We start from the raw sequence: 22,119 nt of genomic DNA on the forward strand, positions 1-22,119 counted from the left end.
CCTCATCGTTAAGGTTGATGAGAGGAGAAGAAGGAGCGCTTGCCATGCGACGTCAATTGTTTCGGTTAGGAGCGCTAGGTCTGGTCATCAGCGCCGGCGCCTGCGCGACTTCAAACGCGGCGGGGCCGTGCATCCCACAAATGAATGATCTGCAAACCATTGGGTCTCACAATTCCTATAAGCTCGCCATCCCGCCGGCTGAGCTGGCCCTCATCCAGTTGCAAGCGCCTCAACAGGCTGCGGCATTGGATTATTGGCATCTCCCAATACCGGAGCAACTCGACCGCGGGATGCGCCAACTTGAGCTCGATGTCTTTTACGATCCCGAAGGCGGGCGCTACGCGGACCCGTTGGCGCCCAAGCTGAGCGGCCTTTCTTTCGACGCCACCGATATGTATGCGCCTGGTTTTAAAGTCCTACATGTCCAAGATGTAGATGCGCGGTCGTCTTGTAATCATCTCATAAAGTGTCTGGTCGACATCCGCGATTGGTCCGCAGCCCATCCAGACCACGCGCCAATTTTGATTCTGGTGAACGCAAAGCAGGCTCCGATTCAGCTTCCTGGTTCCGTCGATCCATTGCCGTTTGATGGCGCTGCCTTTGACGCGCTGGATGCAGAGATCCGAACCATATTCGATACAAACCAAATGATCACGCCCGATCAAGTTCGCGGCGATGCAGCGACATTGCGCGAAGCGGTCGTGACTAATGGTTGGCCAGATTTGGAGGCCGCGCGCGGCAAAGTTTTGTTTGCCTTAGACGAATCGCCAGCTGTGGTGGACGTGTACCGCCGGGGCGAGGCCTCACTGGATGGCCACGCAATGTTTATCAACTCGCCAAGTGCCGAGGCACCAGATGCAGCCTATTTCACGCTGAACAACCCGAAAGAACAGGGCGACCTTATCCGCAGACGCGTCACTGAAGGGTTCCTCGTACGCACCCGTGCTGATGCGGATACGAAAGAAGCCCGAGCAGGGGATTATTCTCGGTTAGAAGCGGCTCTGGAAAGCGGTGCTCAGTATATTTCGACGGACTATTATCAGGCTAGGAGCGAGTGGAGCGGTTATGTTGCGAAACTACCCGGCGATATGGTAGAGCGTAGCAACCCAGTTCGGACCTGCGCTATTCAGTAGGTCACAGCAACTTCCCTCTTGTCGCGCTTCAGTCTTGGCTGTATACGCGCGGTTTGATTTTCCCGAGGCTTCTCCTCAGAACCCGTTTTGGAGCACGCAGATGGCTGTCCCTAAGAGTAAGATTACTAAATCTCGCCGCGGTATGCGCCGTTCGCATGACCGCCTTAAAGGCAATACATTCATTGAAGACCAGGATTCTGGTGAACTTCGCCGCCCACACCATATCGACCTAAAAACCGGTATGTATCGCGGCCGCCAAATTCTTGAGCCGACAGAAGACTAAATCTGCTGGTTGATTGGTTTTGAAGAACCCTCGCTGAAAAGCGGGGGTTTTCTTTTGCGCATGGCTGACAATCGGGCCCGCCCTTGCGCTTTGTCGCATAGCACACTAGAGCCTCGCGCAACTGAGTGACTTGCACCGAAAAGGGACCCGCTATGAGCGAAATCGTCGACATTCACGCCCGCCAAATCATCGATAGCCGCGGTAACCCAACCGTTGAAGTTGATGTGACTTTAGAAGATGGCTCTTTTGGTCGCGCCGCAGTGCCGTCAGGCGCATCTACCGGCGTCCATGAAGCGCACGAGCTTCGTGATGGCGGCGAAGCCTATAAAGGCAAAGGCGTGATGAATGCCGTCGACTCGGTAAATGGCGAGATTGCAAACGAGCTCACTGGTATGGATGCCACTGAGCAGCGCCTCATCGATGGCTTGATGATGGAGCTGGACGGGACTGAGAATAAGAAGCGCCTCGGCGCAAACGCTATTCTCGGAGTTTCTATGGCGGTTGCAAAAGCGGCGGCTGAAAGCTGTAGCTTGCCGCTCTATCGCTATATCGGGGGCACCAATGCGCGCGTCCTGCCAACCCCAATGATGAACATCATCAATGGTGGTGAGCACGCGGACAATCCAATCGATATTCAAGAATTTATGATTATGCCGGTAAATGCAGAAAGCATCGCCGACGGCGTTCGGATCGGCTCTGAAATCTTCCACACATTGAAAAAGACGCTCAGCGATGCTGGCCATAATACCGGCGTTGGCGATGAAGGCGGCTTCGCGCCGAACCTGTCATCCACCACGGATGCTCTCGATTTCATCATGAAGTCGATAGAAGCGGCGGGTTATCAGCCGGGTGAAGACGTCGCGCTGGCACTCGATGCAGCGTCGACCGAGTTTTACAAAGACGGCAAATATGTTCTGGCCGGTGAGGGCAAGTCTCTCGATGGCGAGGGCATGGCGAAATACCTCTCAGACCTGGTTGATGCCTATCCAATCCTGTCGATTGAAGATGGCATGGCCGAGGATGACTGGGATGGCTGGGGCATTCTGACAGAGATGGTTGGCGATCGCTGCCAGCTTGTCGGTGATGACCTGTTTGTGACCAATCCTGAACGCCTCGCCATGGGGCTGCAGCGCGGCGCGGCGAACTCAATTCTCGTCAAGGTCAATCAAATCGGTACGCTGTCTGAAACACTGGACGCGGTGGAGCTGGCGCATCGCCATGCCTATACATCTGTGATGTCGCACCGCTCTGGCGAAACTGAAGACGCAACCATTGCGGATCTCGCGGTCGCGGTGAATTGCGGACAAATCAAAACAGGCTCGCTCGCGCGCTCTGATCGGTTGGCGAAGTATAACCAATTGATCCGGATCGAAGAAGAGCTTGGCGCCACGGCGCTTTACGCTGGATCGGCTTTGATCAACGCTTAGAGAATCACCGCGCTCTGGCGGAGTCTTAAGAAGGCTTTAACCACAATCAGTGATCTTTCTCACGGTAGAAGGATCACTCACTCATGACCTCAAAATGGGCTGCGAGCGCCATGTCTCTCACGGTTGCCTATTTTGCTTATCACGCTTTTGCGGGTGAGCAGGGGCTTGGGCAATGGACAGATAAGCAAACCGAACTGGCCGAGAAAAAGCAGGTGCTGGCCGCGCTCGAAGCCGGAAATGCTGCGCTGCAAAAAGACATAGCTCGCCTCACGCCAGGCCAGATTGACCCGGACTTGGTCGAGTACCTCGCACGCCGTGATCTCGGCTTTGTGTACCCAGGTGAACTTGTGTTAGTTGACCGCGCGGTAAAGCATGCGGAAATGCATAACTGATGCGACTCGACCTTGCGTCATGCATCTGTGTAGTTAGCGCGAAAATATCACACCGAGGGAGCCACTATGGCCAAAGCTGCGACCCCCAAGCGACGAAGCTCGCCCAAACTCAAAAAGGATGAGGCGCTCAAGTTCTATAAGGACATGCTGCTGATCCGGCGCTTTGAAGAGCGCGCTGGCCAACTCTATGGCATGGGCAAGATTGCTGGCTTTTGTCACCTCTATATCGGTCAAGAAGCGGTCGTTACCGGAATGCAGGCGTGCCTGAAAGAAGGCGATCAAGTGATCACCGGGTATCGTGATCATGGCCATATGCTCGCTTGCGACATGGATCCGCGCGGTGTGATGGCGGAGCTCACTGGACGCGAAGGCGGTTATTCGCGCGGCAAGGGCGGCTCGATGCATATGTTTAGCCGCGAGAAGAACTTCTTTGGCGGACACGGCATTGTTGGCGCGCAAGTGCCGCTCGGGACCGGGCTGGCATTTTCAAACAAGTATCTCGGCAAAGACAATGTCAGCCTCGCTTATTTCGGCGATGGTGCCGCCAATCAGGGGCAAGTCTATGAGGCCTTCAACATGGCCTCGCTGTGGGACTTGCCGGTCGTCTATGTGATTGAGAACAATATGTACGCGATGGGCACCAGCGTTGAGCGACATGCTTCAGAAACAGAGCTCTTCAAGCGCGGAATCTCGTTCGAGATTGAAGGCGAGGAAGTTGACGGCATGGATGTCTATGCGGTCAAGAAAGCTGGTGAGAAGGCGGTGAAATACGCGCGTTCTGGCAAAGGCCCATACATCCTCGAAATGAAGACCTATCGCTATCGCGGTCACTCCATGTCGGACCCGGCGAAATATCGGAAGCGAGAAGAGGTGGATGATATCCGAAGTCACAATGACCCGATTGACGGCCTGAAAGGGCAGATCATCGAGCAAGGCATTGCGACAGAAGATGATCTCAAAGCGATCGACAAAGAGATCCGCGCCATCGTCAAAGATGCGGCTGACTTCTCGATTGAAAGCCCGGAGCCAGATCCGTCTGAGCTTTGGACCGATGTGCTTCTACCGGTGGAGGCGTAGATATGGCTGTAGATATTCTGATGCCCGCCCTGTCGCCGACCATGGAAGAAGGCACGCTCGCCAAATGGCTCAAGGGCGAAGGCGATAAAGTCGAAGCTGGTGACGTGATCGCTGAAATCGAAACCGATAAAGCGACAATGGAAGTCGAAGCGGTCGATGAAGGCACGCTCGCCAAAATCCTGATCCCTGAGGGGACTGAAGGTGTGAAAGTGAACGCGGTCATCGCTGTGCTTTCTGAAGATGGGGAAGATGCTGGCAGCGTCTCCGCCTCAGCGTCTACCGAAGAAGACGTGGCGAAAGTGACGCCGGTTGCAGAGCCTGAAGTTCTCGAAGCGCAAGCCGCTTCTGACGCGCCAATGGCTGAAGTCCTGGTCAATCCAGATGTTCCAGAAGGCACCACTTACACCAAGACCGTTCTGCGCGACGCCCTGCGCGATGCGATGGCCGAGGAAATGCGCCGGGACGAGACCGTCTTCGTCATGGGTGAAGAAGTTGCGGAATATCAAGGCGCTTACAAAGTGACCCGCGAATTGCTCCAAGAGTTCGGCGATCGCCGCGTGGTCGACACACCGATCACCGAGCACGGATTTGCCGGACTTGGTGTCGGCGCCGCATTTGGTGGTTTGCGCCCGATTGTCGAATTCATGACCTTCAATTTCGCCATGCAGGCGATTGACCATATCATCAACTCGGCGGCGAAAACGCTTTACATGTCTGGTGGTCAGATGGGCTGTCCGATCGTGTTCCGCGGCCCGAACGCGGCGGCTTCTCGTGTTGGCGCGCAGCACTCTCAAGACTATGCGGCTTGGTATGGCCATGTGCCTGGCCTGAAAGTCGTCGCGCCCTGGGATGCGGGCTCTGCGAAAGCGCTGCTTAAGTCAGCGATCCGCGATCCAAACCCCGTCGTCTTCCTCGAACACGAATTGCTCTATGGCCTCGAATTCGATGTGCCCGATTTAGAAGACTACACGCTACCCATCGGCAAAGCGGCGGTCATTCGCGAAGGCACCGATGTCACCCTGGTCGGCTATTCGCGCTGTACCGGGTTTGCCATGGAAGCCGCCGATAGGCTCGCCGAGCAAGGCATTTCCGCTGAAGTGATCGACCTTCGCTCGATCCGTCCGCTGGACATCGATACGATTGTTGAAAGCGTGAAAAAGACCAATCGCCTGGTCACCGCCGAAGAAGGCTGGAAACATATGGGCGTTGGCGGCGAGATTGCAGCTGGCGTCACAGAGCTAGCCTTCGACTATCTCGACGCGCCACCGATGCGTGTAACCCAAAAAGATGTGCCGTTGCCCTATGCTGGTAATTTGGAAGCGATGAGTTTGCCAGATGCGGCTGACATCGTCGCCGCGGCACAAGCTGTTTGTGAGGGGATGTAACCATGTCCATCAACATCACGATGCCTGCGCTGAGCCCGACTATGGAAGAGGGCACACTCGCGAAATGGAATGTTAAAGCTGGCGACAAAGTTGAAGCTGGCGATGTGATTGCTGAAATTGAAACCGACAAAGCGACCATGGAGGTCGAAGCGGTCGATGAAGGCACCGTGGCGCAAATCCTAGTCGATGAAGGCACGGAAGGCGTCAAAGTGAACGCGATTATCGCTGTGCTGGCCGAAGAGGGGGAAGACGCAAGCTCCGTCTCCGCTGCTCCGGCGGATGCCGGAGCCTCGTCCAACGAAGCTTCTAAACCGGCAACCGAGGCAGGAGGTCCTGACATGCGTCAGGACAACGGCGCTGAGAACGCACCGAAGCAAGTCGCGTCGACGCCCGTGCAAATGCCATCACTCGGCGCCGGAGATGATCGCATTAAAGCCAGTCCACTCGCCCGGCGCGTTGCGGCGCTGAAAGGTGTCGACCTGGCCGCCTTAAAAGGCAAGGGCTCTGGACCGCATGGGCGCATCGTCAAGAAGGATGTTGAGAATGCGCAGCCGGGCGCGGCCTCTGCGCCAGCGAGCAGCGGCGCAGTAGCCTCTCCTGACGGCTTGATCTTGCCGCAAATCCTGGACGACCGCGTCTACGCGCCAGATAGCTATCGCCTCGAACCACTCGACGGTATGCGGAAAACCGTGGCGCGTCGCTTGACGCAAAGCTTCATGCAGGTCCCGCACTTCCCGCTCAATGTCGATATCGCGTTGGACAAATTGCTGGCCGCCCGCAAAGGCATCAATGAGGCCGCGCCTGAGGGCGTCAAAGTCTCAGTCAATGACATGCTGATCAAAGCCTCAGCCATGGCGCTGATGGCGGAACCAGACTGTAATGCCAGCTATAGCGATAATGGTATTGCCTATCATCACGGCGCACATATTTCTGTCGCTGTTGCCATTGATGGTGGTTTGATCACGCCGGTGATCCGCGACGCAGAGAAAAAGGGCCTCGCCGAAATCTCTGCAGAGATGAAAGACCTGGCGACGCGCGCCCGCGAGCGCAAATTGAAGCCGCAAGAATATATGGGCGGGACTTTCTCTATCTCGAACCTTGGCATGTTTGGCATCAAATCGTTCGCTTCGATCATCAATCCACCAGAAGGCATGATCATGTCCGTTGGGGCGGGGCAGAAACAACCTGTTGTTGGCGCGAATGGTGAGCTCACTGTCGCAACGATGATGGGTGTGACGCTGACTTGTGACCACCGTGTCATTGGCGGCGCTGAAGGTGCGCGCTGGCTGCAAGCCTTCAAGCAATATGTAGAAACTCCAGAGAGCATGTTGCTCTAAGAGAAGGAGGCCGAGATGGCTGATTTTGACCTGATCGTAATTGGTTCGGGCCCGGGCGGCTACGTCTCTGCCATTCGCGCGAGCCAACTCGGGATGAAAACCGCAATTGTTGAACGTGAGAATTTGGGCGGCATTTGCCTCAATTGGGGCTGTATCCCGACCAAAGCCTTGCTGCGCTCTGCTGAAGTACTGCATCTCGCGAAGTCTGCGGCAGCGTATGGCCTCAAAGTCGACAAAGCTGACTTTGACCTCGACGGTGTTGTGAAGCGGTCTCGGGGTGTGGCGGCGCAGCTCTCAGGCGGCGTAAAGCACCTGATGAAGAAGAATAAAATCACAGTGATCGAAGGCGAAGCGCGTCTGGAAAAAGGCGCTGCGGCACCAAAAGTCATCGTCAAAGACGCCAAGGGCAAAGACACGAGCTATCAAGCCAATCACGTCCTGCTGGCCACCGGCGCGCGGGCGCGGGCCATTCCACAAGCGGGCCTAGAACCTGATGGCAAACTGATCTGGACCTATCGCGAAGCTATGGTGCCAGACGCGCTGCCAAAGCGCCTTTTGGTCATCGGCTCAGGCGCGATCGGGATTGAGTTTGCCAGCTTCTATAATGAGCTTGGCTCTGATGTGACTGTCGTCGAAGCCGTGGACCGCATCCTCCCCGCTGAAGATGCAGAGATTTCGGCCTTCGCGCACAAGTCTTTCACCAAGCAAGGGCTAAAACTCAAAACCTCGGCGCAGGTCAAAAGCCTCAAAAAGGGCAAAGACACCGTGACAGCGGAAGTCGAGTCGGGCGGCAAGACCGAGAAGATTGAAGTGGATCGGGTGATCTTGGCGATTGGCATTGTCGCTAACTCCGAAAATCTCGGGCTCGAAAAGCTCGGCGTTAAACTCGATCGCACGCATGTCAAAGTTGACGGCTTTGGCCGCACCGGCGTCAAAGGCCTGTATGCGATCGGTGATCTCACAGGTGGCCCTTGGCTCGCGCACAAAGCCAGCCATGAAGGCGTGATCTGTGTTGAGAAGATTGCTGGCAAAATTGACGACGCGCATCCGTTCGACAATTGGAATGTACCGGGCTGCACCTATAGCCATCCGCAAGTCGCCAGCGTTGGCCTCACCGAAGACGAAGCTAAAAAAACCGGCAAAAAACTAAATGTCGGGAAATTCCCATTCATTGGCAACGGCAAAGCGATTGCGCTTGGCGAGCCGGAAGGCCTGGTCAAAACCATTTTTGATGCAGAGACTGGTGAATTGCTCGGCGCGCATATGATCGGCGCGGAAGTGACAGAACTGATCCAAGGCTATGTCATTGCCCGCGAAGGCGAGCTGACGGAACAAGACTTGATGCACACGATCTTCCCGCATCCAACGCTTTCGGAAATGATGCACGAGGCTGTGCTCGCCTCAGAAGGGCGCGAGCTTCACATGTAGGCGCCGCGCCCGCGAGCGATCAGGCTTTTGGGAAATGCTGTTCGTGGCGATGTACATACTCGACGAGGGCGACAACGACCCCGTGACTGACGAGGCCAACCGTCCACCACAAAGCCGGTACCAGCATCACAGCCGCGCCTTCACTAATACTGATGGCGGCAAATGTGGTCATGCCGATCACCCAACCCGCGAGATGGATCCAGAAAGACAAACGGAGCCCGGCCGTTTTCTGAGCGGTTTCGCGCTGCGCTGCTTTCGCAGCTTCAGCTTCTGCATCAAAGGTCAGGGCCGAGACATCGACGTTAAATGCGGCGGCTAAGGCCATGACAGAGTCATGCGAGGCGCTGTCTCCGTTCTCAATCCGTTGAACCGTACGTAGCCCAATTCCGGCGAGATCGGCTAAGTGCTCTTGTGACCAAAGACGTTCTTCGCGCCAGCGTTTGATCTTCTCAGCGTTCGGTTTCATCTGCATGTATTGCCCCTTTCGGCATCTCAATTGATAGTGGGCTTAATGTCTCTCGAAAAGCGAAAAACGCCACGCCAGGGCGACGCCAGGATCACGCCAGTGGGCCGCCAATAGCCCGTCAATTCTGGCTTTTTCTCGCGTCCTTAGCCATAAACGCTGCGTGCACACCGATTCCCTCACTGAAACGCTGGCAGTTCTCGCGCGGCGCCTGTCACAGACGGAGGACCCGTGGTGGATCCTTGGAAGCGCGGCGGTTTATATCAAAGGCTATGATCCAGGACAGGTCGGCGATATTGATGTTCTCGTGTCGCAGCAAGATGCGGCCAAACTGATGTCACGGCACGGATGGGATAATGACAAAGATGGCGGAACAAAACGCTATCGATCGGGCTATGTCCTCCGGCCGAGCCTTGGGGGAGTACCCGTTGAAATTCTTGCGAACTATGAGATTTTGACGCGCCATGGTTGGGAGCCCGTGCGGCCAACGAGCCGTCTTAAAGTCATCCATTCTGGAAACGCCTTTTATGTTCCGTCAGATGCAGATCTCATCGAGATTTTTGAGCGGCTCGGGCGACCAAAAGATTTTGATCGAATTCGCGCGATACAGGCGCGCTAAATGATTGACCCAGGCCGCGGCGCAAGCCAGTTTGCCCTCATGCCCGTCGCCGCTCGACAGATCCCTTCAGAAACGCATTTGCATGTGCGAGGACACTTGTTCACGCCCCTGCCAGAGGGCGCATTATGGTGGCCTGAAACCAAGACACTGATTGTCTCGGATCTTCACTTGGAGAAGGGCTCAAGTTTTGCCGCCAGCGGCCAGATGCTGCCGCCTTATGATACCAGCGCGACACTGGCGATCGTCGAAGAGCTTGTTGAGAGGTTTGCGCCCGATAGGGTCATTTCTCTGGGCGACAGTTTTCACGATCGCAAGGCTGAAACCCGCATGGTCGATGGAGATTGTGCGCGCCTACGGCGTTTGACGACTGAAACGGACTGGGTCTGGGTCGAAGGCAATCACGATCCAGATCCGCCAGAACATCTTGGTGGGCGCCCCGCGAAAGTGCTGCGCATGGGCGATGTGGTCTTTCGCCACGAACCGACGGGTGAGAGCGGCGAAATCGCGGGGCACTTGCACCCGTGCGCGAAGATTGTCAGCCGCGTGCGGGCTTTAAGGCGCCGCTGTTTCGTTACGGATGGCGAGCGATTGATCATGCCGGCATTGGGCGCCTTTACGGGCGGACTTAACGTGCTTGATGAGGCTTATCATCCGTGTTTTCCAGACGGGGACATGATGGTTTTCGCCATGTCGCGCGAAGCCGTAATCCCTATTTCATCGAAGCGATTGATACCGGATCGCCGTCGCTCTGACCTTGGGCGATGGCGGCTAAATACAGAGAGACACCAAAAGGAGTAGGCGCATGAACAATATCGATATGGCGCAGCTTTGGGCCGATTATGGGGATGCGATCTTAGGGTTTGCCGCACAAGCGGTTGGCGCGCTGATCGTCCTGATTATCGGATTGCGCGTCGCAGGATGGCTCGGGCGACTGGTCCGCGGCATCTCGATGAAACAAGAAAGTATCGACGACACGCTCGGCAACTTTTTCGGGTCCATGGTGCGTTGGGCGGTTACCGCAGCGGTGTTTATTGCTGTTTTGCAGGTGTTTGGCGTGCCCGCCACAAGCTTTGTTGCCGTCTTGGGCGCGTTGACCCTCGCGATTGGATTGTCTCTGCAGGGCGCGCTTGGGAATATCGCGTCTGGCGTAATGATTATGATTTTCCGGCCTTATAAGCTGGGTGACTATGTTGAAGCGGCAGGCGCCGCTGGCACGGTCAAAGACATCAATCTGTTCCAAACCGTTTTGGCGACACCGGACAATATTCAAATCATGGTGCCGAACAGCCAAGCGATTGATGGCGTGATCAAGAACTATAGCGGCTATTCCACGCGCCGCGTCGATGTCACGTTCGGGATCGATTATGGCGACGATATCGATAAAGCCATCGGCATTATTCGGTCTATCGTTGATGCGGATGATCGGATCATGCGTGATCCAGAGCCGTTCGCGAAAGTCGTCAATCTAGGCGATAGCTCGGTCGATATCGCCACGCGAAACTGGGTTCAGGCATCAGATTATTGGGATGTGAAGTTCGATCTGACCAAGCAAATCAAAGAGGCTTTCGACAAACAGGGCATTTCAATTCCATATCCGCACCAAGTCGAAATCGTCAAAAACGTCGCTTAAGTCATGACTGACCCAGCGCTCGAAACGATTGGAGACACCGCCGCGCGCACTGGCAAACTCCCCAAAGTTAAGCGGCATGTCTTGTTGCGCTTGCTTGGGATCAGTCCGTGGGGCTGGGTAAAACTCGCCTTGCTTTGCATTCTAGTTGGGTTCCTGGTCATGGCGAGCGAGTTTGACCCCAGCTCACCGGATGTGAACGTCATGGGCGCGCTGCAAAGTTTCCTTCAGTCCGTAGGAAGCTTGGCCGGATGGGCGGCAAGGAACTTTTGGAAACCCGCATTGGCTGGCGCGACCATCGTCTTGCCGATTTGGCTGCTCTGGCGCTTGGTGTCGCTGCCCTTTCGGAAGTAAACCTCCCCCTTCGGCACCGCTTTCCTCGGCCGAGTTTCGAATTAGGTCTATGAATAGACAGAAACTCGGGAGAGACGATTATGGATATCAGCCAGCTTATGTATCGCGACGGCCTCATGCAGGGCGAGCGCATCCTTGTGACGGGCGGGGGAACCGGTCTCGGCAAAGAGATGGCTGAGGGCTTTCTCAAACTGGGGGCAGAAGTTCATATTTGCGGTCGCCGCGGCGGGGTCTGTGAGGAAACCGCAGAGGCGCTGATGAGCGCCCATGGCGGCAAAGTCGTTGCGCATGGGTGCGATATCCGCGTCGCCGAAGCCATCAATGATATGACTGATGAGATTTGGACCAATCACGGGGCGCTGACGGGGCTCGTCAATAATGCGGCGGGGAATTTCATTTCGCGAACCGAGGATCTCTCCATTCGCGGGTTTGACGCGATCGCGAACATCGTCTTTCGCGGCACGTTTTACATGACCCACAATATTGGCAAACGCTGGATCGATGAAGGCAAGCGCGGCAATGTCATCTCGATCCTCACTACCTGGATTTGGAACGGGGGTCCGTTCGTTGTGCCGTCGGCCATGTCGAAGTCTGCCGTAAACACGATGACGCAGTCATTGGCGGTCGAGTGGGGGCGATACGGTCTGCGCTTTAACGCGATCGCGCCAGGACCCTTCCCGACAGAGGGCATGACAAAACGGCTCGCGCCGCAAGCCGAGACGACGGAAGACATGAACCGAGATGCCGCGAACCCAATGGGCCGGATTGGAAAGATGCACGAGCTCGTCAATCTCGCCGTCTTCTTGATGGGACCTGGGGCAGAATACGTGAATGGCCAAACCATCGCGATTGATGGGGCGATGTATAACGCCACCGGCGGCAATTTCTCGCGTCTCGGCGAATGGGGTGATGGGGAATGGCAAGCGGCGCGCGAAGCGATCGAAGCCACCAATGCTAAAGACAAAGCCAAACGCACCGTCTAAGACGCGCGCAGATAGTTTTGGAGGAATAAATGTCCGATCGATTTGATTTGTCGGGGCGCGTGGCTCTGGTCACTGGTGCCTCATCTGGCTTAGGCCGCCAGTTTGCGAAAGTCTTGTCTGCGGCTGGCGCGAAAGTTGTGCTTGCAGCGCGGCGAGTAGACCGATTGCAGGCCTTGGCCTCTGAGATCGAAGCCTCTGGTGGCGAAGCATTGGCGGTGGCGATGGACGTTACCAAAGCCGACACAATTCAAGCGGGCCTCGAAGCAACGATCGAGAGATTTGGCGGCCCAGCCGATATCATCGTGAACAATTCAGGCCTCAGCCGCGAAGATTGGTTCACGACCATGGATGAAGATGATTTCGATCTTGTCATGGACACCAATACGAAGGGTGTTTGGTTAGTCGCTCGGACTTTCGCTGGCGCGCTGACCAAAGCTGGTAAGCCCGGCAGCATGATCAACATCGCCTCGGTCGCCGGCAAGCGGGTCGGCTATACGATGGCCGCCTATTGCGCCTCCAAAGCCGCGTGCGAGCACATGACCCGTGCCATGGCGATCGAAATGGCGCGCTATGGAGTCCGCGTGAACGCCATCGCTCCTGGATATTTTGAGACCGAGATCAATGACACGTTCCTAAATTCGGACGAAGGCGAGAAGATGCGCAAACGCATTCCGATGCGCCGATTTGGGGAGCATGAAGAGCTTTCTGGCCCTCTCTTGCTGCTGGCGTCAGATGCTGGAAGTTTCATGACCGGCGCAACGATTGTGGTCGATGGCGGTCATATGTGGGGCTCGCTCTAAATCGGTCGTTGAGGTTTTTGCAGGGCTTTAAGATCGCATTAGCCGTTACTGGGTATGTTCGCTGCCTCGATGGAGGACAGCATGGCTGCGAAACGTAAGAGCGACCTGCATGAAACTGGCGACGCTAAGATGAAAGCAGCGGCGCTGAAATATGCTGCGAAGGACGCGCGTATTAAATCATTGGATGGACGCGAAACCGTCGATCCCGTGCCTTCACCCGCGCGGCAACTCCAAGATCAGTTGCATGCGCACTATCAGCCGTTGAACAAGCGGATGTCTGTGCTGCTGATCTCTTTGATTGTTGCATTTGCTTTTATGGGCGGATGGTTTGGCACAACCGGCGTTCCTGGCCTCGCATAAGTCGCGCCTGGCGAATGGCACGAATTTCGCTATGACGAGCGAATATCTGCGGAGAAAACAATGACGATTCGAAAAGCGGTTCTGCCCGTTGCAGGATTTGGGACGCGCGTATTACCAGCCACCAAAGCCATTCCGAAAGAGCTTTTGCCCGTGGTCGACCGACCCGCGCTGCAATATGTCGTCGATGAAGCGATCGAAGCCGGGATCGAACACATCGTTTTTGTGACCGGACGCGGCAAAGGGGCGATCGAAGACTATTTCGACCTCTCATTCGAACTTGAATCCAATCTTCGCGGCAAAGCCAGCAAAGCCGACATTCTTGCAGAGGTTGAGAAAACCCGTCTGCCCGCCGGTGGCGCAAGCTTTACGCGTCAACAAGAAGCGCTCGGACTAGGGCATGCGATTTGGTGCGCCAGAGACATTGTCGGCGATGAGCCGTTTGCGATCTTGTTGCCGGACGTCATCGTTAAAGCCGAAAAATCCTGCCTCGCGCAGATGGTGGATGCCTATAACCAAACCGGCGGAAACATCATCGCGGTTGATCCGGTGCCTGAGGAGCGCGTCTCTTCCTATGGCGTCATCGCGCCCAAGGGTGAACGAAATGGCCGACTGATCGAAATGAGCGCGATGGTTGAGAAGCCGCCGCGCGAAGAAGCGCCGTCTAACCTTGCCATTACCGGTCGCTACATCCTGCAACCAGAGATTTTTGGCCTACTATCAGATCAAGGCGCGGGCGCAGGTGGCGAAATTCAGCTGACCGACTCAATGGCGCGTTTGATGGAAACTCAGCAATTCTTCGCTTACGAATTTGAAGGCGCGCCGTATGATTGCGGCTCGAAGCTTGGATACTTCCAAGCGGTGCTCGCGCATGCGGTGGATCATCCCGAAATTGGCGAAGCGGCGCGAGATCTGATTTCGCGAACCTAAGTTGACGCTGTTCTGGCTTCGGTCTAGCGCGGAGCGATGAAAGTTAAGCTGCCAACCTATTCAGATGTGGCTTCGGCCAGCAAGCGTATTCGCGATCATGTCGAATCAACACCCGTGCTACGCTCGGATCGTTTGGATGAAATCGCTGGAGCATCGCTGCTGATCAAGGCAGAGTGTTTGCAGCAAACGGGGAGTTTTAAGCTTCGCGGCGCAACCAACCGATTGCTCAGAATTCCTGATAAACACAAAGCCAATGGCGTCGTTGCCTTCTCATCCGGCAATCACGCCCAAGGGATCGCGCGGGCGGCGCGTTCGCTGGGCATGCCCGCCTTGATCGTTATGCCTGCAGACGCCCCAAGTGTGAAAATTGAGGGTGTAGAGGCGGACGGTGCCGAAGTGCGCCTCTATGACCGTGACACTGAAAATCGCGAAGAGATCGCCGCTAAAATCGCCGCTGAGCGCGGTGCGATTGTGGTGCCCAGCTTCGATGATCCAATGATCATTGCGGGGCAGGGGACGCTTGGGCTTGAATTTGCGGCGCAGGTCAAAGCCCAAGGCAAAAAGCTGGATCATCTGATTTGTTGCACCGGTGGCGGTGGTCTGATTTCCGGCATATGTTTGGCGCTCAGCAAAGCCAGCCCAGACACCAAAATCTGGGCAGCTGAACCCGAAGGTCACGATGATTGGACGCGGTCCTTAGAGGCGGGAGCGATCCAAGCCAATGCGCCGGGAACGCGGTCAATTTGCGACGCTATCCTCACCCCGCAACCAGGGGAGCTGACGTGGCCCATCGGCTCGAAATATTTGTCTGGCGGATCGGTGGTGACTGATCAGCATGCGTTTGAGGCGATGCGTCTCGCGTTTCGGCAGTTGCGCCTTGTTGTTGAGCCTGGTGGCGCCGTCGCTTTGGCATCGGCTCTGTTTCGGCTGCCCGACGCGCTGAAGGGGGCGACCATTGGGGTCGTGCTAACCGGCGGAAACGTGGATGCAAAATTGTTCGCGAAAGTGCTGAATCGAGAGGTTTAGCTCTCTTTCATCAGCCGCGCTTTTTGGCGTTGCCAATCGCGCTTTGCGGATGTCTCGCGTTTGTCGTGAGATTTCTTACCGGTTGCCACGCCAATCAGCAGTTTTGCGATGCCGCGATCATTGAAATAGAGCTTCAGCGGCACGATCGTGCGCCCTGACCGCTCGACCGATTGCGCGAGCCGCGTCCGTTCCCGTTTCGACACCAGCAGTTTTCGCTTGCGCCGCGGGGCATGATTGAAACGATTGGCGCCCTCATAAGTCGGAATATCCGCATTGATCAGCCACAGCTCGCCTTCTTCCATGGAGGCATAACTCTCAGCGATATTGGCTTTGCCATTGCGCAGAGATTTCACCTCGCTGCCGGTCAACATGAGGCCAGCTTCGAGCGTATCTTCCACCGCATAGTCGAAGCGCGCGCGGCGATTCTCCGCGACGAGGCCGTCAGAGCGGCCCTTGGTTTGAGATTTCTTCGCCATTCTAGTTCAATCCAGCGCGCGTCATCGCCTCGTCGATCTGAGCCTTGGTTTCGGCATTCGGGGCGACGATTGGGAGGCGCACCTCATCTGAACACAGCCCCATTTTGGCGAGGACGTATTTCGCAGGTCCCGGTGATGGCGACAAGAACATCGCCTTGTGGAGATGGATGAGGCGTTGGTCGAGACGACGCGCGGTCTCCAAATCGCCCGCATCAAAGGCTGCATGCATTTGGGCACAAAGGTCGGGCGCAATATTCGCGGTCACGGAGATGCACCCGGTTCCGCCCATCGCGCGGTGACCTAGGCTTGAAGGGTCTTCCCCAGACAGCTGCGTAAACTGTTCGCCAGCGGTGAGAGCTGCCTGCATGGACACGCGCCCTAGATCATTACTGGCATCTTTGATCCCGATGACGTTGGGCAGGCTGGCGAGCTTGGCGACGGTCTCTGGTAAGAGATCGCAGGCGGTCCGCGCCGGCACATTGTACAGAACGATGGGTAGCGAGACCGCATCATTGATCGCCCGAAAGTGGGCTTCAAGGCCCGCTTGATCGGGCTTATTGTAATAGGGGCAAATCACCAAAGCGGCGTCGGCGCCAACGGTTTTAGCGTGCTCGATCAGCTCGATCGCTTCGCGGGTTGAGTTAGAACCTGCGCCTGCAATCACGGGCACACGCCCACCAGCGACTTGAATGCACTGTTCGACCACGTCTTTGTGCTCGGCATGCGATAGCGTCGCGGATTCGCCCGTGGTTCCACACGGTACCAGGGCTGTCGAGCCGCCCTCAATCTGGCGCTCAATCAGATTTGCGAACGCGTCGCGATCGATGGCCCCATTCTTGAATGGAGTTACCAGCGCTGGAATGGAACCATGAAACATTTGTCAGATACACTCTTTCAGTTGAACCCGGCCTCAATTTGCCAGAGTTTGGTCATATACGGCCTATAAACCTGAATCAGAATGTATCAACGGCAAGGAATCTGAGGATACTGTCAAAGCTCATGCATTATCGCGTTAAATGCCTACTCATTGCCTGTTCGTTTTTCGGGTTTGCCGCCGCGGCGCAATCCCCGACTGCGCCTAGCTTAAAGCCGCAACTGGTTGCGGCCTCTGATGTGATTTCCACCCGGGATGCCGCGCTGTTGCGGGACGGCTTGCAGGCCGTTGATCGCAGCGATTGGTTCGAAGTTCGCCAAGCTGAGTCGCAAATCAACGATCCCACGGCGCGCGATATTCTGACCTGGTATCGGGCGCGCCGCGATTGGCGGATGTCTTTCGATGAAATGGACCGCGCTTTGACCCGCCTGGGCGGTTGGCCGGAAACCGCGGCGATTCGCGACCGTACGGAAGAAGTCATCGAGCTCTCAACACTCGACGCCCGCGCTCGGGTCGCATGGTTCGAAACGCATGGCGGCGCAAAAACAGGCGCTGGTTTGATTACCTATGCGCGGGCGCTCGAAGCGCTCGGTCGCGATGAGGAAGCCCTAGAACAAGTGCGCAAGGCCTGGCATGGCCGAACGATGACCAAAGAGGTCAGCCAGAAGACTTACTCAAAATACAAAAACAAGCTCACGCAAGCGGATCACCGGAAACGCGCGGATTTTCTACTATGGACGCGTCAAACAAGTGCCGCTGCGCGCTTGAAACCCCTCTTAACGCCGGATTGGAAAACGCTGGTCGATGCGCGCTCGAAACTTATTCGACGCGCGAGAGGCGTTGATTCGGCCGTCGATTCGGTTTCTGCCGAACTGCAAAATCATCCAGGTTTGATGTTTGATCGCGCCGAATGGCGACGCCGGGCCCGGATGACCGACCGTGTCACACCCTTATTGCGCCAAATTGATGGTGAAAGCGTTCCAGCAGCAGGCCGCAGCCGACTTTGGAAAGCCCGCCACCCGCAAGCACGCGTGGCGCTTAAAGACGGCGATTGGAAGCTCGCTTATGAACTGTCCGCCCCGCATGGGATGACCAGCGGTCGCGATTTCGCCGAAGCGGAATGGCTCGCCGGCTGGGTTGCCTTAAGACATCTCGGTGATGCCAGCGCCGCGCTTGAGCATTTCGAGACCTTGGAGAAAGGCGTTTCGACGCCAATTAGCCTATCACGCGCCTATTATTGGAAAGGGCGCGCGCATGAGGCGCTCGGCAATGCGGAGGACGCTAGTCAGGCTTACACCAAAGCCTCGAATTACCGGTTCTCTTATTACGGTCAGCTGGCGGCTGAAAAAGTCATGGAAAGCACGATTTATCTGGCGTCAGATAATGCTGTGACCGATGCTGACCGAACAAATTTCAACGATCGCGCTCTGGTCAAGGCCATGCGCCTGTTTGCAGAAAATGGATGGGACGCCTCGTTCCGGAAATTTGCTTATCACCTTGATGATCAGCTCGCCCGACCACAGGACTTCGATCTTCTGGCTGAGCTCGGCCGCGAATATCACTATGCCGATATCGGCGTACGCGGCGCGAAAGCAGGCCTGGCCAAAGGCGTCGTTGCACCTGACGCAGCCTATCCATTGGTTGAATATGATTTGCTGCGTGAACCGCAGGTCGAGCGCTCGCTGATGCTGGCTTTGTCGCGCCAAGAGAGCGAGATGAACCCCGCTGCGATCAGCCATGCAAATGCCCGCGGATTGATGCAATTCGTACCGCGAACCGCGCGGATGGAGGCTCGCCGACAGGGACTGCCCTTCCGAACCAGCTGGCTCACGGATGATCCAGGCTACAACATGACCCTTGGCGGTGCGCATCTCGACACGCTGCTGGGCCAGTTCAATGGCAGTTATATCATGACCGCGGCGGCCTATAATGCCGGGGCGTCTCGTCCACAGCGCTGGATCGGTGAATATGGCGATCCGCGCGCCGGAGAAGTCGACCCTGTCGATTGGGTGGAGTTCATTCCGTTCAGCGAAACCCGCAACTATGTCCAGCGCGTGTTAGAAAACACGCAAGTCTACCGCCACCGTCTGGCGGGCGCGCCGGTGGATATTCAACTCTCTGAAGACCTTCAGCGCGGCCGGTTCGGGACCAATTAGGCCGTCGCCTTCTTCGTCCTAGCTGGCGCTTTCTTTGCGGTCGCCTTCGCCTTAGCCGGTTTTTTCGGTTTAGGCGTTGTTTTGGCCTTCGCGGGCGCTTTGGTTTGGTTCGAACTCGCGCGGCGCTCGTCTTGGCGTTTGAACGTTTCTGACAGGAATTTCCCCGTCCAGCTCGCTTTTACCTTTGCAACGTCTTCCGGTGTCCCGACTGCGACGATTTTGCCGCCGCCATCGCCGCCTTCAGGGCCGAGATCAATAATGTGATCTGCCGTTTTGATAACGTCGAGATTATGCTCAATCACCAGCACGGAATTGCCCGTATCCACCAATTCATGGAGCACTTCGAGTAGTTTGCGAACGTCCTCGAAATGAAGGCCCGTTGTCGGTTCGTCGAGAATGTAGAGCGTCTTGCCCGTCGCCCGTTTCGAGAGCTCTTTGGCGAGCTTTACGCGCTGCGCCTCACCGCCGGATAGAGTCGTCGCTTGTTGGCCGACCTTGATATAAGACAGTCCGACTCGATTGAGGGTTTCCATCTTTGATTTGATCGCTGGCACCGCGGCGAAGAATTTGTCGGCTTCCTCAACCGTCATATCGAGCACATCAGCGATCGATTTGCCCTTATACAGCACTTCTAGGGTTTCGCGATTATAGCGTTTGCCTTGGCAGGTGTCGCAGGTGACATAAACGTCCGGCAAGAAGTGCATTTCAATTTTGATGACACCATCGCCCTGACAAGCCTCACAGCGGCCGCCTTTCACATTGAATGAGAACCGGCCTGGCTTGTAGCCGCGCTGTTTAGATTCAGGCAGGCCCGCGAACCAATCACGGATCGGGCCGAAGGCGCCTGTATAGGTCGCCGGGTTTGAGCGCGGCGTCCGACCAATTGGGCTTTGGTCAATGTCGATCACTTTGTCCAAGTGATGCAAGCCCTCAATCGACTCATCGGGCGCAGGGGCTTTGCTGGCATTGTTCAGCTTACGCGCCAGCGCTTTGTACAGGGTTTCGATGATTAGCGTGGATTTGCCGCCGCCAGAGACGCCCGTGATGGCAGTAAACGTGCCGAGCGGTACCGTCGCATCCACGTTTTGAAGATTGTTGCCGGTGGCGCCCTTAATCGTCAGCGTGCGCGCCTTTTTGTTGATGCGGCGGCGCGGCGGAATGGCGATTTCCTCGCGCCCGGACAGGTAAGCGCCGGTCAGAGAATTCTTATCCGCGATCACTTCAGCGGCGGTGCCTTGGCTGACGATTTTACCGCCATGGACACCCGCGCGCGGGCCCATATCGATGACATGATCCGCGGTCAGGATCGCGTCTTCATCATGCTCGACAACGATCACCGAATTGCCGAGATCGCGCAGACGTTTCAGGGTTTCGAGGAGCCTTTCGTTGTCGCGCTGATGCAAGCCGATACTTGGTTCATCGAGCACATAGAGCACGCCGGTGAGTCCTGATCCGATTTGGCTGGCGAGGCGAATGCGCTGGCTCTCGCCGCCTGACAGCGTGCCAGATGAGCGCGACATGGAGAGATAATCCAGCCCGACGGAGTTTAAGAAGATCAGCCGGTCATTGATCTCTTTCAGGATCCGGCCGGCAATCTCTTGCGATTGCGGGGACAAGGTATCATTGACCGTGGCGAACCACTCCCCAGCTTCTTTGATCGAAAAACTGGCAGCATCAGAGATATCAAGCTCCGCAATCCGGACGGCGAGCGCTTCGGGGCGCAAGCGCTTGCCCAGGCATTTTGGACAGGCAGCGGCCGATTGGAACTTGGCGATCTCGTCCCGTGCCCATTGGCTTTCTGTTTCCCGGAACCGGCGATCGAGATTGGGGATCACGCCTTCAAACGTTTTGGTCACTTCATAGCGGCGCAGACCATCATCATAGACAAACTCAACCTCTTCATCGCCCGTGCCGTGGAGGACAACTTCCTGGACTTTTTCTGAGAGCTTGTTCCACGGCGTTTTCAGGTCAAAGCCGTAATGATCTGCAAGGGCTTGTAGGGTTTGCGTTTGATAGGGCGACGCCTGTTTGGCCCAGGGCGCGATGGCGCCATTCATCAGGTCTAGATCACGGTCCGGAACGACCAGGCTCGGATCAATCTTCAATTGCTGCCCAAGCCCGTCACAAGACGGGCAGGCGCCGAATGGATTGTTGAACGAGAAGAGGCGCGGCTCGATTTCGGGGATCGTAAAGCCCGATTCAGGGCAGGCGAAATTGGCGCTATAGGTGATCCGCTTGGGCGCTGTCTCGCCTTCCTCGATATCGGCATATTCAGCGATCGCGATGCCATCGGCCAAGGGTAGGGCGGTTTCGAAACTCTCGGCCAGGCGTTGTTCCATACCTTCGCGGACGACGATCCGGTCCACGACCACATCAATATCGTGCTTGTATTTCTTATCGAGCGTTGGCGGCGTTTCGAGATCGTAAAACTCGCCATCGACTTTGACCCGCTGGAAGCCGTTTTTGAGCAGTTCGGCGAATTCTTTTCGGTACTCGCCTTTGCGGCCTCTGATCATTGGCGCCAGGAGATACAGCCGGGTGCCCTCTGGCAGCGCCATCGTGCGATCGACCATCTGGCTGATCGTTTGGCTCTCAATTGGCAGTCCAGTTGCCGGTGAATAGGGAATCCCAACGCGCGCCCAAAGCAGACGCATATAGTCATAGATCTCTGTCACCGTGCCGACAGTTGAGCGCGGATTCCGGCTCGTCGTCTTCTGCTCAATCGAGATGGCAGGCGAGAGGCCTTCAATGCTCTCAACGTCTGGCTTTTGCATCAGCTCCAAAAATTGGCGCGCATAGGCCGATAGGCTTTCGACATAGCGGCGCTGGCCTTCAGCATAAATCGTGTCGAACGCTAGCGATGATTTGCCGGATCCCGAAAGGCCCGTGACGACCACGAGTTGGTTACGCGGAATATCGACATCGACGCTTTTGAGATTGTGCTCTTTGGCACCGCGCACGCGAATGAAGGGGCTTTCTAGGGAGGGCATGC

At 56.3% G+C, this 22,119-nt stretch carries 22 protein-coding genes; 18 read left to right on the forward strand and 4 right to left on the reverse strand.

Annotation, left to right across the window (positions count from 1 at the left end):
* Window positions 1–44 precede the first annotated feature (44 nt).
* From MY069_RS16245 to lpdA, 8 genes are all read left to right on the forward strand, one after another.
* Window positions 45–1,133, forward strand: coding sequence for a phosphatidylinositol-specific phospholipase C1-like protein (locus MY069_RS16245; protein ID WP_482794836.1), 1,089 nt, complete (start codon window positions 45–47; stop codon window positions 1,131–1,133).
* A gap of 100 nt (window positions 1,134–1,233) precedes the next feature.
* Entirely contained in the window at window positions 1,234–1,416 is a 183-nt protein-coding gene (gene rpmF / locus MY069_RS16250; protein WP_482794837.1) for a 50S ribosomal protein L32, read from the forward strand.
* A 152-nt stretch (window positions 1,417–1,568) separates the two neighbouring features.
* Window positions 1,569–2,843: a phosphopyruvate hydratase gene (gene eno / locus MY069_RS16255; protein WP_482794838.1), complete on the forward strand. Its 1,275-nt coding sequence runs from the start codon at window positions 1,569–1,571 to the stop codon at window positions 2,841–2,843.
* Window positions 2,844–2,926: 83 nt separating this feature from the next.
* A complete protein-coding gene (locus tag MY069_RS16260; protein WP_482794839.1) occupies window positions 2,927–3,235 on the forward strand; it encodes an FtsB family cell division protein in 309 nt (102 codons plus the stop codon).
* Between the two features lie 66 nt (window positions 3,236–3,301).
* Window positions 3,302–4,312, forward strand: coding sequence for a pyruvate dehydrogenase (acetyl-transferring) E1 component subunit alpha (gene pdhA, locus MY069_RS16265; RefSeq protein WP_482794840.1), 1,011 nt, complete (start codon window positions 3,302–3,304; stop codon window positions 4,310–4,312).
* Between the two features lie 2 nt (window positions 4,313–4,314).
* Window positions 4,315–5,697 carry a pyruvate dehydrogenase complex E1 component subunit beta gene (locus MY069_RS16270; protein ID WP_482794841.1) on the forward strand — a complete coding sequence of 461 codons (1,383 nt, stop codon included), beginning with the start codon at window positions 4,315–4,317 and terminating at the stop codon, window positions 5,695–5,697.
* Between the two features lie 2 nt (window positions 5,698–5,699).
* Window positions 5,700–7,034: a pyruvate dehydrogenase complex dihydrolipoamide acetyltransferase gene (locus MY069_RS16275; protein WP_482794842.1), complete on the forward strand. Its 1,335-nt coding sequence runs from the start codon at window positions 5,700–5,702 to the stop codon at window positions 7,032–7,034.
* A 15-nt stretch (window positions 7,035–7,049) separates the two neighbouring features.
* Window positions 7,050–8,462 carry a dihydrolipoyl dehydrogenase gene (gene lpdA / locus MY069_RS16280; protein WP_482794843.1) on the forward strand — a complete coding sequence of 471 codons (1,413 nt, stop codon included), beginning with the start codon at window positions 7,050–7,052 and terminating at the stop codon, window positions 8,460–8,462.
* 19 nt (window positions 8,463–8,481) lie between these two features.
* Here lpdA and MY069_RS16285 read toward each other — a convergent pair whose 3' ends face one another.
* On the reverse strand, window positions 8,482–8,934 hold the full coding sequence (locus tag MY069_RS16285; RefSeq protein WP_482794844.1) for a helix-turn-helix domain-containing protein: 453 nt from the start codon (window positions 8,932–8,934) through the stop codon (window positions 8,482–8,484).
* A gap of 154 nt (window positions 8,935–9,088) precedes the next feature.
* Here MY069_RS16285 and MY069_RS16290 point away from each other — a divergent pair, with 154 nt between their 5' ends.
* The 9 genes from MY069_RS16290 (at window position 9,089) to MY069_RS16330 (ending at window position 15,621) form a co-directional block, all read left to right on the forward strand.
* The gene (locus tag MY069_RS16290) at window positions 9,089–9,544 is read left to right on the forward strand and encodes a hypothetical protein (RefSeq protein ID WP_482794845.1); all 456 of its coding nucleotides are present in this window, start codon (window positions 9,089–9,091) and stop codon (window positions 9,542–9,544) included.
* On the forward strand, window positions 9,545–10,342 hold the full coding sequence (gene pdeM, locus MY069_RS16295) for a ligase-associated DNA damage response endonuclease PdeM (RefSeq protein ID WP_482794846.1): 798 nt from the start codon (window positions 9,545–9,547) through the stop codon (window positions 10,340–10,342).
* A 4-nt stretch (window positions 10,343–10,346) separates the two neighbouring features.
* A complete protein-coding gene (locus MY069_RS16300; protein WP_482794847.1) occupies window positions 10,347–11,174 on the forward strand; it encodes a mechanosensitive ion channel family protein in 828 nt (275 codons plus the stop codon).
* Window positions 11,175–11,177: 3 nt separating this feature from the next.
* The gene (locus MY069_RS16305) at window positions 11,178–11,525 is read left to right on the forward strand and encodes a hypothetical protein (protein WP_482794848.1); all 348 of its coding nucleotides are present in this window, start codon (window positions 11,178–11,180) and stop codon (window positions 11,523–11,525) included.
* A gap of 80 nt (window positions 11,526–11,605) precedes the next feature.
* Window positions 11,606–12,508 (forward strand): SDR family oxidoreductase, encoded by a 903-nt coding sequence (locus MY069_RS16310; protein ID WP_482794849.1) that lies wholly within the window; start codon window positions 11,606–11,608, stop codon window positions 12,506–12,508.
* A 29-nt stretch (window positions 12,509–12,537) separates the two neighbouring features.
* Entirely contained in the window at window positions 12,538–13,308 is a 771-nt protein-coding gene (locus MY069_RS16315; protein ID WP_482794850.1) for an SDR family NAD(P)-dependent oxidoreductase, read from the forward strand.
* Window positions 13,309–13,389: 81 nt separating this feature from the next.
* On the forward strand, window positions 13,390–13,668 hold the full coding sequence (locus MY069_RS16320; protein WP_482794851.1) for a hypothetical protein: 279 nt from the start codon (window positions 13,390–13,392) through the stop codon (window positions 13,666–13,668).
* A 60-nt stretch (window positions 13,669–13,728) separates the two neighbouring features.
* On the forward strand, window positions 13,729–14,595 hold the full coding sequence (galU, locus tag MY069_RS16325; protein ID WP_482794852.1) for a UTP--glucose-1-phosphate uridylyltransferase GalU: 867 nt from the start codon (window positions 13,729–13,731) through the stop codon (window positions 14,593–14,595).
* Window positions 14,596–14,631: 36 nt separating this feature from the next.
* The gene (locus tag MY069_RS16330) at window positions 14,632–15,621 is read left to right on the forward strand and encodes a threonine ammonia-lyase (protein ID WP_482794853.1); all 990 of its coding nucleotides are present in this window, start codon (window positions 14,632–14,634) and stop codon (window positions 15,619–15,621) included.
* Here MY069_RS16330 and smpB read toward each other — a convergent pair.
* Both smpB and dapA read right to left on the reverse strand, forming a co-directional pair.
* Complete coding sequence (gene smpB, locus MY069_RS16335) at window positions 15,618–16,097, reverse strand: SsrA-binding protein SmpB (RefSeq protein WP_482794854.1); 480 nt, start codon at window positions 16,095–16,097, stop codon at window positions 15,618–15,620. The genes MY069_RS16330 and smpB overlap by 4 nt on opposite strands.
* A 1-nt stretch (window position 16,098) precedes the next feature.
* On the reverse strand, window positions 16,099–16,974 hold the full coding sequence (gene dapA / locus MY069_RS16340; RefSeq protein WP_482794855.1) for a 4-hydroxy-tetrahydrodipicolinate synthase: 876 nt from the start codon (window positions 16,972–16,974) through the stop codon (window positions 16,099–16,101).
* Window positions 16,975–17,096: 122 nt separating this feature from the next.
* Between dapA and MY069_RS16345 the strand changes: the two genes are divergently transcribed.
* Entirely contained in the window at window positions 17,097–19,127 is a 2,031-nt protein-coding gene (locus tag MY069_RS16345) for a lytic transglycosylase domain-containing protein (RefSeq protein WP_482794856.1), read from the forward strand.
* Here the strand turns inward: MY069_RS16345 and uvrA are convergent.
* Entirely contained in the window at window positions 19,124–22,117 is a 2,994-nt protein-coding gene (gene uvrA, locus MY069_RS16350) for an excinuclease ABC subunit UvrA (protein ID WP_482794857.1), read from the reverse strand. The genes MY069_RS16345 and uvrA overlap by 4 nt on opposite strands.
* Between the last annotated feature and the right edge of the window lie 2 nt (window positions 22,118–22,119).

The organism is Hyphomonas sp. ske169 (assembly GCF_056850855.1).

Coding starts and splice junctions, on each gene's coding strand:
- MY069_RS16245 (WP_482794836.1), top strand. CDS start 45: ATGCGACGTCAATTGTTTCGGTTAGGAGCGCTAGGTCTGGTCATCAGC.
- rpmF (WP_482794837.1), top strand. CDS start 1,234: ATGGCTGTCCCTAAGAGTAAGATTACTAAATCTCGCCGCGGTATGCGC.
- eno (WP_482794838.1), top strand. CDS start 1,569: ATGAGCGAAATCGTCGACATTCACGCCCGCCAAATCATCGATAGCCGC.
- MY069_RS16260 (WP_482794839.1), top strand. CDS start 2,927: ATGACCTCAAAATGGGCTGCGAGCGCCATGTCTCTCACGGTTGCCTAT.
- pdhA (WP_482794840.1), top strand. CDS start 3,302: ATGGCCAAAGCTGCGACCCCCAAGCGACGAAGCTCGCCCAAACTCAAA.
- MY069_RS16270 (WP_482794841.1), top strand. CDS start 4,315: ATGGCTGTAGATATTCTGATGCCCGCCCTGTCGCCGACCATGGAAGAA.
- MY069_RS16275 (WP_482794842.1), top strand. CDS start 5,700: ATGTCCATCAACATCACGATGCCTGCGCTGAGCCCGACTATGGAAGAG.
- lpdA (WP_482794843.1), top strand. CDS start 7,050: ATGGCTGATTTTGACCTGATCGTAATTGGTTCGGGCCCGGGCGGCTAC.
- MY069_RS16285 (WP_482794844.1), bottom strand. CDS start 8,934: ATGCAGATGAAACCGAACGCTGAGAAGATCAAACGCTGGCGCGAAGAA.
- pdeM (WP_482794846.1), top strand. CDS start 9,545: ATGATTGACCCAGGCCGCGGCGCAAGCCAGTTTGCCCTCATGCCCGTC.
- MY069_RS16300 (WP_482794847.1), top strand. CDS start 10,347: ATGAACAATATCGATATGGCGCAGCTTTGGGCCGATTATGGGGATGCG.
- MY069_RS16305 (WP_482794848.1), top strand. CDS start 11,178: ATGACTGACCCAGCGCTCGAAACGATTGGAGACACCGCCGCGCGCACT.
- MY069_RS16310 (WP_482794849.1), top strand. CDS start 11,606: ATGGATATCAGCCAGCTTATGTATCGCGACGGCCTCATGCAGGGCGAG.
- MY069_RS16315 (WP_482794850.1), top strand. CDS start 12,538: ATGTCCGATCGATTTGATTTGTCGGGGCGCGTGGCTCTGGTCACTGGT.
- MY069_RS16320 (WP_482794851.1), top strand. CDS start 13,390: ATGGCTGCGAAACGTAAGAGCGACCTGCATGAAACTGGCGACGCTAAG.
- galU (WP_482794852.1), top strand. CDS start 13,729: ATGACGATTCGAAAAGCGGTTCTGCCCGTTGCAGGATTTGGGACGCGC.
- MY069_RS16330 (WP_482794853.1), top strand. CDS start 14,632: ATGAAAGTTAAGCTGCCAACCTATTCAGATGTGGCTTCGGCCAGCAAG.
- smpB (WP_482794854.1), bottom strand. CDS start 16,097: ATGGCGAAGAAATCTCAAACCAAGGGCCGCTCTGACGGCCTCGTCGCG.
- dapA (WP_482794855.1), bottom strand. CDS start 16,974: ATGTTTCATGGTTCCATTCCAGCGCTGGTAACTCCATTCAAGAATGGG.
- MY069_RS16345 (WP_482794856.1), top strand. CDS start 17,097: ATGCATTATCGCGTTAAATGCCTACTCATTGCCTGTTCGTTTTTCGGG.
- uvrA (WP_482794857.1), bottom strand. CDS start 22,117: ATGCCCTCCCTAGAAAGCCCCTTCATTCGCGTGCGCGGTGCCAAAGAG.